5 protein-coding genes are annotated in these 12,001 nt (G+C 45.7%); all 5 read right to left on the bottom strand.

Going from position 1 to position 12,001, the window contains the following annotated elements; all coding sequences use genetic code 11:
- Positions 1 to 65 precede the first annotated feature (65 nt).
- The 5 genes from QOS07_RS01475 to QOS07_RS01455 all read right to left on the bottom strand — a co-directional run bounded on the left by QOS07_RS01475 (position 66) and on the right by QOS07_RS01455 (position 11,991).
- Positions 66 to 1,181, bottom strand: coding sequence for a DUF998 domain-containing protein (locus QOS07_RS01475; RefSeq protein WP_283587236.1), 1,116 nt, complete (start codon positions 1,179 to 1,181; stop codon positions 66 to 68).
- 72 nt (positions 1,182 to 1,253) lie between these two features.
- On the bottom strand, positions 1,254 to 4,889 hold the full coding sequence (gene rpoC, locus QOS07_RS01470) for a DNA-directed RNA polymerase subunit beta' (RefSeq protein ID WP_283587235.1): 3,636 nt from the start codon (positions 4,887 to 4,889) through the stop codon (positions 1,254 to 1,256).
- A 51-nt stretch (positions 4,890 to 4,940) separates the two neighbouring features.
- A complete protein-coding gene (rpoB, locus tag QOS07_RS01465; protein ID WP_283587234.1) occupies positions 4,941 to 8,549 on the bottom strand; it encodes a DNA-directed RNA polymerase subunit beta in 3,609 nt (1,202 codons plus the stop codon).
- A 226-nt stretch (positions 8,550 to 8,775) separates the two neighbouring features.
- Positions 8,776 to 9,369, bottom strand: a complete 594-nt coding sequence (locus QOS07_RS01460) for a TetR/AcrR family transcriptional regulator (protein WP_283587233.1) — start codon at positions 9,367 to 9,369, stop codon at positions 8,776 to 8,778.
- Between the two features lie 129 nt (positions 9,370 to 9,498).
- A complete protein-coding gene (locus QOS07_RS01455) occupies positions 9,499 to 11,991 on the bottom strand; it encodes an ATP-dependent Clp protease ATP-binding subunit (protein WP_283587232.1) in 2,493 nt (830 codons plus the stop codon).
- Positions 11,992 to 12,001: the final 10 nt, after the last annotated feature.

The following is a 12,001-nucleotide window of genomic DNA, read 5'->3' as shown; positions in this document are numbered from 1 at the left end:
TGATACCTGATGTCACGCCGAATGGCGTTTTTGCATTTACCACCAATTAGGTGGCTAACTTCATTCTATAATCCACCAATATTTTGTAATAACAACAGAATCCACGAAAATGCTAAACCAAATTCCAACAGTTCAAACGCGGTGAGGGAAAGGTAATCAGATAATTTAAATACGATATACTCGATCCCCATAATTGCTCCCATGGCATACGACAAGATAAGAAACTGCTTGGTCACCCTTGGCAGCAACCACCGCACCGTTGCAATTAAAATCAGGATTATATAAACCAACCACATCGAGATCCGGTCATGAAGGACGTGGAATTCCGGATCATTTGGGAACAGCCCGATCGAAGCAATACATGCTGATAATGCATAGAGTAACCACCGGAGGATTAAGATCCTTCTTCCCCGGAACCGTTTCTGCAAGTTAACAAATAAGTAGTCAACAAGGGTGATCATTAATACTCCGGAAAAAATTAACGTAACGTTAAACTGAAAATTAGCGGAATTCTTGGCGGTACCGAGAAAGCTAAAATTATGTTTCCACCAATCACGACTGGAATTGGTCAGAATTGAAAAGACCATTCCGCCAATAATCATAATCGTCAATAAGTTGGTAATCACACTAGTGGTCAAGGTCATTGCAAGGTTAATCATTATGTAATTAACCGCCGCAACAATCATAAAAATCATTACCGATGACGTGTAAACGTCAAAGCTCGCATCCATGAACATTCTCTCTAATAACCAAAAGGCTGCATAAAAAGAGAAGACAAGGATTAGCCCGGTCGCAATCACAATCGTCGGAATATTTCGCCAATAGAGATCCTTAGTGGGCCCGGACCGGTGCATTTTTGTCCACACAGCAGCAATCACGAAGATCGTCAGCCCACAGGTCACACCAAGAAGGGTTGCTGCATTGGCGATTGAGTAATCTTTACCGTTCAATGCTATCTGACTAATGTCCTGACTCCGGGTATAGACAAAGAAAATTATCATCATCAAAAACGCCGGAACAGTATAAAACCAGATGTTTATCTGGGGCAATTGATCAATTACATTTGCCGGCCGGATGTTGAATTGCTTATGGCTGACACTTAATGACAGCTTATCCCCCAAATCAAAATCAGTATCTTTTAATGCTGATGCTGGTATTTCAATTTTGTATTTTTTTGCCAACTGACTCCCTCTTTTTCATCAAAAAAAGGGCCATGACAACAAATTGCCATCACCCTTTTTTCCGAAGCCAAATTAGTTTTGCTTGTCTTCTTCCTTCATCTTAGCCTCAAGGTCCTTAATGGAGTAAGCAGCAACGCTAACTTCCTTTGGCTTAATGTTCCGGTAAGTACTCATACCAGTACCAGCTGGGATAATCTTACCTATAATAACATTTTCCTTTAGACCAACAAGTGGGTCATTCTTTCCACGGATAGCAGCATCAGTCAATACACGAGTAGTTTCTTGGAATGAAGCAGCTGACAGGAAACTGTTAGTTTCAAGAGCAGCCTTAGTAATACCAAGAATTACTGGACGAGCAGTGGCTGGGATACCACCAGCATAAAGAGTTGGCTTGTTAGCTTCACGGAATTGACCAATGTCCATCAGTTGACCTGGCAGAAGGTCAGTGTCACCTGGGTCCATTACCCGAACCTTACGCATCATTTGACGGATCATGATTTCAACGTGCTTATCCAGCAAGTCGATACCCTGCATCCGGTAAACGCCTTGTACTTGGGCAAGAAGGTAAGTTTCAGTTGAAAGGACATCACGAACTTGGATTAATTCCTTCGGGTCAATTGAACCTTCGTTAAGAGCAGTACCACGGTGGATGAAGTCACCTTCTGCTACCCGCATCCGGGCAGTAATTGGCAAGGTGTAAGTCCGCGTATCGGTTTCGCCCTTAACAGTAACGTCTTTAGTCCGTTCTGCAGGGTTTTCTTCAATTGATACAACTTCACCGGTAACTTCTGAAATTGTTGCACGCCCCTTAGGATTACGTGCTTCAACAATTTCTTGCACACGAGGAAGACCTTGGGTGATATCGTCGTTACCAGCAACACCACCAGTGTGGAAGTTCCGCAAGGTCAGCTGAGTACCTGGTTCACCGATTGATTGAGCGGCAACAGTACCAACAGCTTCACCGGCTTCAACCCGGTCACCAGTAGCAGCGTTCCGACCGTAGCAACGTTCACAAACACCGTGTTCAGTGTTGCAGGTGAAGGCGGAACGAATCGTAACCTTCTTAACACCAGCGTCAACAATCTTTTGCGCCATGTCTTCATCAATCAGAACGTTCTTACCAACGATCTTTTCGCCAGTCTTTGGATCGTAAACAGACTTCATAGTGTAGCGACCCATGATCCGGTCATACAGCGGTTCGATCATTTCGTTACCGTTAGTAATTGCAGTAACTTCAAGGCCACGGTCAGTACCACAGTCCTTTTCACGAACAACTACGTCTTGGGCAACATCAACCAGACGACGAGTCAGGTAACCTGAGTTGGCAGTCTTCAAGGCAGTATCAGTCATACCCTTACGAGCACCGTGTGATGATAAGAACATTTCCAGAACGGAAAGTCCTTCGTAGAAGTTAGACAGAACAGGCAGTTCCATGATCTTACCGTTAGGAGAAGCCATCAAACCACGCATCCCGGCAAGCTGGGTAAAGTTAGAAATGTTACCACGAGCACCAGAGTCAGACATCATGTTGATTGGGTTGTGGATGTCCATGTGTTCAATCAGCTTGTTTTGAACTTCATCCTTTGCGTCGTTCCAAGCATCGATAACCCGTTCATACCGTTCGTCATCAGTAATCAGACCACGGCGGAATTGCTTCGTAATCAATGCAACTTGCTTACGAGCCTTCTTAATGATTTCAGGCTTTTCAGGCAAGTCGTGAATATCAGACATTGCGGTCGTCAAACCAGAAATGGTTGATTCGTAGTAACCGAGATCCTTCAGACGGTCAAGGAATTGGGAAGTCTTAGTAACCTTGTATTGCTTGTAAACTTCAGCAACCAGGTCAGATAAGAAGCCCTTCTTGAATGGTGGAACTAGTGGTGCATTTTCTAAGTATTCATGGATGTCTTGACCAGGTTCGAGGAAGAACTTGTCATCAACACCGTTATGAATATTAGCATCAGTTGGTTCATTAATGTAGGCAAAGTCCTTTGGCATGATCCGGTTGAAGAGGAGCTTACCAACGGAAGTAACCATGATCTTGTTACGTTGATCATCAGTAAATGGCTTGTCTGGGAATGCTGAAGTTTCAACCCCAACCCGGGTTTGAAGTGCAACATAACCATTCTTGTAGGCCATTTCAGCTTCATCGGTATCCTTGAAGATCATCCCTTCACCTTCACGACCCTTATCTTCAGTGGTCATGTAGTAGTTACCGATAACCATATCCTGTGATGGTGAAACAATTGGTTCACCGTCACGAGGACTCAGAATGTGGTGGGCAGCCAGCATCAGCAAACGTGCTTCCGCCTGTGCTTCATCTGACAACGGAACGTGGATCGCCATCTGGTCACCATCAAAGTCGGCATTGTAGGCAGTACATACTAATGGGTGTAACCGCATTGACTTACCAGAAACCAGAATTGGTTCAAAGGCCTGAATACCTAACCGGTGCAGGGTAGGTGCCCGGTTCAGCAATACTGGGTGTTCCTTAATAACGTCTTCCAATACATCGAAGACATCATCGTCACGACGGTCAATCTTCCGCTTAGCAGCCTTAACGTTGGCAGATAAGCCCCGCTTTACCAGTTCGTGCATGATGAATGGCTTAAACAATTCAAGTGCCATTGGAACTGGGAGACCCATTTGGTTCATCTTCAGTGATGGACCAACATCAATAACGGAACGACCGGAGTAGTCAACCCGCTTACCAAGCAGGTTTTGACGGAACCGACCTTGCTTACCTTTCAGCAGGTGTGATAAGGACTTCAGTGGACGGTTACCAGGACCAGCAACCGGACGGCCACGACGACCGTTATCAATTAAGGCATCAACTGCTTCTTGCAGCATCCGCTTTTCGTTCTGAACAATGATACCAGGCGCTTGCAACTTCAGCAGCCGCTTCAGACGGTTGTTACGGTTGATTACCCGCCGGTACAGGTCGTTCAAGTCAGAGGTAGCGAACCGACCACCTTCAAGTTGAACCATTGGCCGCAAGTCAGGTGGCATCACTGGAATAACATCCATTACCATCCATTCTGGCTTGTTACCAGACTTAATGAAGGCTTCCAGAATATCCAAACGACGGATAGCACGGGTCCGCTTTTGACCAGTAGCTTCCTTCAATTCTTCCTTTAATTCATTGGCTTCCTTGTTTAAGTCAACATCGGCAAGGAGCTTCTTGATGGCAGCGGCACCCATTTCTGCAGTGAAGCGGTCACCAAATTCAGCCTTCTTGTCACGGTATTCAGCTTCGGAGAGTAGTTGCTTCTTTTCAAGTGGGGTATCACCTGGGTCAAGAACAACGTATGAAGCGAAGTAGATAACTTCTTCAAGTGAACGAGGACTCATGTCCAGCACTAAGCCCATCCGACTTGGGATTCCCTTAAAGTACCAGATGTGTGAAACTGGGGCAGCCAATTCGATGTGACCCATCCGTTCACGACGAACCTTGGAACTAGTGACTTCAACACCACAACGGTCACAAACACGACCCTTGTAGCGAACACGCTTGTACTTACCACAAGCACACTCGTAGTCCTTAGTTGGGCCAAAGATTCGTTCATCAAACAGACCTTGCTTTTCTGGCTTCAGGGTCCGGTAGTTGATAGTTTCCGGCTTCTTTACTTCACCGTATGACCAACTACGGATCTTGTCTGGTGATGCCAGACCGATCTGCATGCTTTCAAATTTATTGACATCAATCAAAGGATGTTCCTCCTTATTTCCTAATGCATGAGCGAAGAACTATATTTAATCTTACTTAGTCTTATCTTCAGTGGTTGAAGATGATGCAGCCTTATCGGCATCCTTCTTCTCCTTGTTATCAGCGTTGTGTTGTTCTGCGTACTTGGCAAGAGCATCAACACTAACAACTTCAGAGTCATCTTCATCCATGTTCTTCAATTGAACTTCCTTGTGGTTGCCATCGAGAACCTTCATGTCCAAACCAAGTGCTTGTAATTCCTTAACCAGAACACGGAATGATTCTGGAACACCAGGCTTAGGAATTGGTTCACCATTGATGATGGCATCGTAAGTCCGAACACGACCAACGGTATCATCTGACTTGTAAGTAAGGATTTCTTGAAGGGTGTAAGCTGCACCATAAGCTTCAAGAGCCCAAACTTCCATTTCACCGAAACGCTGACCACCGAATTGAGCCTTACCACCAAGTGGCTGTTGAGTAACCAGTGAGTAAGGACCAGTTGACCGGGCGTGAATCTTATCATCAACCATGTGGGCCAACTTCAGGTAGTGCATTGAACCAACGGCAATCCGGTTTTCAAATGGTTCACCAGTCCGACCATCATAAAGAATGGTCTTACCATCTTCTGGGAACCCAGCTTCACGAACGGCATCCCAAACATCCTTGTCGGTTGCACCATCAAAGACAGGCGTTGCCATGTGAATACCAAGCCGCTTAGCAGCCATCCCCAAGTGCAGTTCAAGCAGCTGACCAATGTTCATACGACTTGGCACACCCATTGGACTCAGCATAATGTCGATTGGCGTACCATCAGGCATGTATGGCATATCTTCTTCAGGGATAACAATGGAAACAGTACCCTTGTTACCGTGACGACCAGACATCTTGTCACCAACTTGGATCTTCCGCTTTTGAGCGATGTAAACCCGGACCATGGTGTTAACACCTGGTGAAAGTTCATCCCCATTTTCACGGGTAAAGATCTTAACGTCCTGGATAATACCGCCACCACCGTGAGGAACACGGAGTGAAGTATCACGAACTTCACGGGACTTTTCACCAAAGATAGCGTGAAGCAACCGTTCTTCGGCAGATAATTCGGTCATACCCTTTGGTGTAACCTTACCAACCAGGATGTCACCATCATGAACTTCGGCACCGACACGAACAATACCGTCTTCATCCAGGTCCTTCAATGCGTCGTCACCAACGTTAGGAATTTCCCGGGTCATTTCTTCAGGACCGAGCTTTGTTTCACGAGCTTCGGATTCGTAAGATTCAATATGAATTGAAGTGTAAACATCGTCCTTAACGAGCCGTTCGTTAATGGCGATGGCATCTTCGAAGTTGTAACCTTGCCAAGTCATAAATGCAATCAGTGGGTTTTGACCAAGGGCCAATTCCCCTTCTTCCATTGATGGACCATCAGCAAGAACGTCGTCGGCATCAACATGTTCGCCAACCTTAACAATTGGACGTTGGTTGTAGTTCTTACCACCGTTTGAGCGACGGAACTTCATCAGCTTGTAAGTATCAAGTGAACCGTCTTCTTCGCGAACACGAACTTCACGAGCATCGACGTATTCAACAGTACCAGGCTTCTTAGCAATCAAGGCCACCCCAGAGTCGTGAGCTGCTTTGTAGTCGATACCAGTACTTACCAGTGGTGCGTGTGGGTTAATCAACGGAACAGCTTGCCGCTGCATGTTGGCACCCATCAAGGCACGGTTGGAGTCATCGTTTTCAAGGAAAGGAATACATGCGGAAGCAACGGAGACAACTTGTTTTGGTGAAACGTCCATGTAGTCGACGTTTTCAACACTAGTTTCAACGTATTCATCCTTGTCACGAGCCATAACTTCATCATCAACAAAGGAACCATCATCATTCAATGGTGAGTTGGCCTGAGCAATGACAAAGTTATCTTCTTCATCGGCCGTCAGGTAATCGATCTTGTCGGTTACCTTGTGGGTCTTCCATGATACACGACGGTATGGTGTTTCAATGAAGCCATACTTGTTAACACGAGCGTATGAGGAAAGACTGTTAATCAAACCAATGTTAGGACCTTCAGGCGTTTCAATTGGGCACATCCGGCCGTAGTGCGTATAGTGCACGTCACGAACTTCATAACCAGCCCGGTCACGAGTCAAACCACCAGGACCAAGGGCGGACAGACGACGCTTGTGGGTAAGTTCACCCAGTGGGTTCGTCTGGTCCATGAATTGTGAAAGTTGTGAGGAACCGAAGAATTCCTTAATTGAAGCAACTACTGGCCGAATATTGATCAGTTGTTGTGGAGTAACCGTATCAGGATCTTGAATTGACATCCGTTCACGAACAACCCGTTCCATCCGGGCAAGACCAATCCGAAATTGGTTTTGGAGCAGTTCACCGACTGAACGAATCCGCCGGTTACCCAAGTGGTCGATGTCATCAGGAGTACCGATACCTTCTTGCAGGTTGAAGAAGTAGTTCAATGAAGCAAGGATATCTGCTGGTTCAATGTGCTTGTATTCCAATGGAATGTGACCATTACCAATAATTGGCACAACCCGGTCAGGATCGTTCTTGGAGTAAACAAGGATCTTTTGCAGCTTAACCGGTTCAGTAACAACCGCTTCGTCAGATGGGGTGTAGGTAACCATCTTAAAGTCGTCACGATCCAGATAAGGTTCCAACTTCTTCAGTGCTTCCTTGTCAATGGTGTCGCCCTTTTGTGCCAAAACTTCACCAGTGTCTGGGTCAGCAAGGGTTTCAGCCAACGTTTGACCTAACAGGCGGTACTTCAACATTAACTTCTTGTTAGTCTTGTAACGACCAACTGGAGCCATGTCGTAACGCTTCGGGTCAAAGAAACGAGCAGTCAGCAGGTTACGTGCTGAATCTGCAGTCTTTGGTTCACCAGGACGGAGACGTTCGTAAATATCCTTCAATGATTCTTCAACACGGGAATCTTCGGCATTCTTGTGAACATCCTTATCCAGGGTCAGTGACAGGGTCTCACTGTCGCCACCAAACATATCAATAATTTCATCATCGGAGCCAAAGCCAAGGGCACGAACCAATTCGGTCATTGGCAACTTACGAGTACGGTCAATCCGGACGTAAGAAACGTTCTTGGCATCAGTTTCGTATTCAAGCCAAGCACCACGGTTTGGAATAAAGGTAGCGCCGTAGCTTGGCCGACCATTCTTATCAGTTTCTTCATTATAGTAGACACCTGGGGAACGAACTAATTGCGAAACAATTACCCGTTCGGCACCGTTAATAATGAAGGTCCCCTGGTCAGTCATCAGTGGGAAGTCACCAAAGAATACATCTTGGGACTTAATCTCACCAGTTTCGTGGTTGGTTAACCGTAAAGTAACATGCAGTGGTGCTGAGTAGTTAGCATCATGTTCACGTGCTTCATCAACAGTGTACTTAGGTTCTAAAAGTTGATAATCAACGAATTCCAATGAAAGCTTACCTTGGAAATCATCGATTGGCATAATATCATCAAACATTTCCCGTAGACCCTTGTCCATAAACCAATTGTAAGAATCGGTTTGGATTTCAATCAGGTTAGGCAACTCGAGAACTTCTTTGATTCGGGAGTAACTACGACGGGTACGGTGCTTACCGTATTTTACTAAATGTCCGGCCAAACTGTTCACCTCTCTAATTTGTTGGGTGAGTTCATTTAAATGTTACATTTTGTTTACAAATGGTCTAAAACCCTACTTTTGGGCAAAAAAAATCCAAAAACAGTTTAAAAACTGTCTTTGGTTTTATAGTAGAACCCGATGGACAATAGATCACCGTGTTCAAATGAACTCACAATTACATACCCTAATAGTATATTAACTGCCGCCTAAATTGTCAATAATAAACACTCAAAAATTATTTACGCTTAGCCAACCCATTAATAATGCAGTCAAGGATCAACTTGTCACGCTGTTCGGAAGTAATGGAGTGACCACCAATTGATTGGTAGGTGCCAAAGATTGGGGACAAACTAGCTAAGAATAGTTCTGCCGCCTCTTTCGGTAGTAAGTCCGCCCGCAGTTGAACTGATGGTTGCTTAAAGTAATCACCAATTGGTTCAAGGTAATCCATTGTAAAAATCATGTTTAGCTTTTGTTGGGCACTCTTTGATAGCAGCAACATTGCTTGGTTATATTGGTCATAAATGCTCAATGGGTGGTGCTTCTTGAGTATTTTTACGATTTCAAGCAACTGTTCTTCTGGCTTCAAAGTGTGTTTCCGCATGGCCTTGTTGATGTCTTGACGAATCTTCCCCGCTAGTTTTGTCATTACATCAAGGTAGAGGACCTCTTTATCACTAAAGTGGTGGTACAAAGCTGGCTGGGTAATCCCAATTTGTTTAGCGATATCCCGCGTTGAAGTTTCACCAAAACCATTTTGCAAGAAAAGCTTTGTGGCCGTTTTAATAATTGCCTGCCGGGTTTTTTCTAGTTGTTCTGCTCGTTTCATTAATTGAACTTCCTCCTCAGATTAACTGTCTTCTATTATATGACTAACATTTATCACAAGACAACTTTTTGATAAAAAAAGATGCTGTCGACCCATTTATAGCAACGAATCGAAAGCATCTTACACATTTTAATTACTCTTAACTAGTCTTGCCTGGTTGGCATCCTTGTCCTTTACTTTTACCGTAATTTTACCTTGGTGGGCACCAACCGTAACCGTATCGCCCGCCACAACTTCACTGTCAATCAGGGCTGAGCTCAAGCGGTCTTCAATCTTGTCTTGAATTGCCCGCCGCAGTGGCCGTGCACCATATTCTGGATCGTAACCAACCTTAGCAATCAGGTCAACCGCTGCTGGCGTCACCTTCAGGTTAATATCCTGTTCGGCAACCCGCGTTCGCAATTCATTCGTCATTAACTTAACAATCTGGTGTAATTCCTTCTTATTAAGTGAATGGAAAATAATTGTCTTATCAATCCGGTTGAGGAATTCAGGCCGGAAATGCAGTTTCAACTGTTGCCGGATAGCAGCAGCCATTGCGTTGTAATCTTGACTAAGGTCACGAGCACCAAAACCAACTTCCTTCTCATCTTGTAACTGGGTAGCACCAAGATTTGAAGTCATGATAATGATCGTGTTTCGGAAATCAACCCGCCGACCCTTTGAATCAGTTAAGTAGCCATCATCAAGGACTTGCAGCAAGAGGTTGAAGACATCCGGGTGGGCCTTTTCTGCTTCATCAAGCAGGACAACGGAGTATGGGTGTTGGCGAACCTTTTCCGTCAACTGGCCACCTTCATCGTAGCCAACATAGCCCGGTGCCGCACCAATTAAACGACTGGTACTAAACTTTTCCATGTATTCGGACATATCGATCCGAATCATATTATCTTCAGAACCAAACATTGCCTCAGCCAGTGCCTTTGCCAACTCGGTCTTACCAACACCAGTTGGGCCAAGGAACATGAAGGAACCAATTGGCCGGTCAGGGTTCTTCAAACCACTCCGGGCCCGACGAATAGCCTTGGCCACTTCATCGACCGCTTCGTCTTGCCCAATTACCCGCTGGTGAAGGACCTTTTCAAGGTTAATTAACCGGTCACTCTCACTCTTCTTGAGCTGGGTAAGCGGCACACCGGTCCACTCAGCAACAACCTTTGCCACGTCTTCACCAGTAACCTTTAACCGGTAGTGGGGTTCTTGATCACGTTTTTCAACTCGTTCTGCCTGCTGTTCGAGCTTAGCACGTAAGGTCAGTTCTTCTTCCCGAAGTTCCGCCGCCTTATCAAAGTCTTGTTGTTCAATTGCGTCCTCTTTTTGTGCTTGGAGGTCGTTAATTTGTTTTGTCAGTGAAGGCTTCCGGGTCTTCTTTTCTTCAGCGTTAATCCGAACCATTGCTGCCGATTCATCCATCAGGTCAATAGCCTTGTCTGGCAAGAACCGGTCAGAAATATACCGGTCGGATAGCTTAACTGCCTGTTCCAGTGATTCGTCAGTAATCTTAGCGTGGTGGTGGGCTTCATACTTTGGCCGCAACCCCTTCAAGATTCCCAGCGTATCTTCTGGCGTTGGTTCATCAACGTGAACGGTTGCAAACCGCCGTTCCAGGGCAGCATCGGATTCAATATACTTTTGGTACTCATCCAAGGTCGTTGCACCAATGGTTTGCAGTTCACCACGTGCTAAGGCCGGCTTCAAAATATTGGAAGCATCGATTGCCCCTTCGGCACCCCCAGCACCAATCAGGGTGTGTAGTTCATCAATGAAGAGGATGACATGCCCATCATTTTGAATTTCCTCAATCACTTTTTTCAGGCGGTTTTCAAACTCACCACGGTACTTGGTTCCCGCAACTAATGAGCCCATGTCTAGTACCATCAGGCGCTTATCAGCAATCTCTTCGGGAACTGTCCCGTCGACCATCCGTTGGGCCAGTCCTTCGACAATGGCGGTCTTACCGACACCCGGTTCACCAATCAAAACCGGGTTGTTCTTTGTCCGCCGACTCAAGATTTGAACGGTTCGCTTAATTTCCTTATCACGGCCAACAACCGGATCCAGCTTCCCGGCGCGGGCCTGCTGGGTCATATCGCGTGCCAGCTTATCTAGTGTTGGTGTCCCGCTCTTCCGGTTAGCATTGTTGGCCCGGTTACCGGCCTGACGCCGGAGCTGGTTTTCGGCCACGCCCAACCGCCGGAGAGTTACCTTCCGAACTTGACGCGGCATCACATCAAGACTGTACAGAATCCGTGAAGAAAGGACACTATCATCTGAAATCAGTGCTAACAGTAAGTGTTCCGTACCAATTTTAAGCGAATGCATTTGTTGTGCTTCTTGACCGGCAAGTGCTAGGACCTGCTTAGCCTTTGGTGAGTATGGTAGGTAGTCCGCTGGTCCAAGTTGATCCATCGTGCCGTAGCCAATCAGCCGTTCAATTTCTTCCCGGATATCATCACTGCTAATTGAGAATTGTTCAAAAATCTTATTAGCAATGCCATCTTTATCCATTGCCAGCGCTAGTAGAAGGTGTTCTGTACCTACTGCTTGGTGTTTAAAGTATTTAGCTTGTTCATGGGCAATCATTAAGACATGCTTGGCACTAGGAGTAAACATGTTATCCATTAGCAATCAT

Source organism: Limosilactobacillus viscerum (assembly GCF_947387525.1).
GTDB lineage: Bacteria > Bacillota > Bacilli > Lactobacillales > Lactobacillaceae > Limosilactobacillus > Limosilactobacillus viscerum.
This window is presented reverse-complemented; position numbering and strand designations above follow the sequence as displayed.

Coding starts and splice junctions, on each gene's coding strand:
- QOS07_RS01460 (WP_283587233.1), bottom strand. CDS start 9,369: ATGAAACGAGCAGAACAACTAGAAAAAACCCGGCAGGCAATTATTAAA.
- QOS07_RS01455 (WP_283587232.1), bottom strand. CDS start 11,991: ATGGATAACATGTTTACTCCTAGTGCCAAGCATGTCTTAATGATTGCC.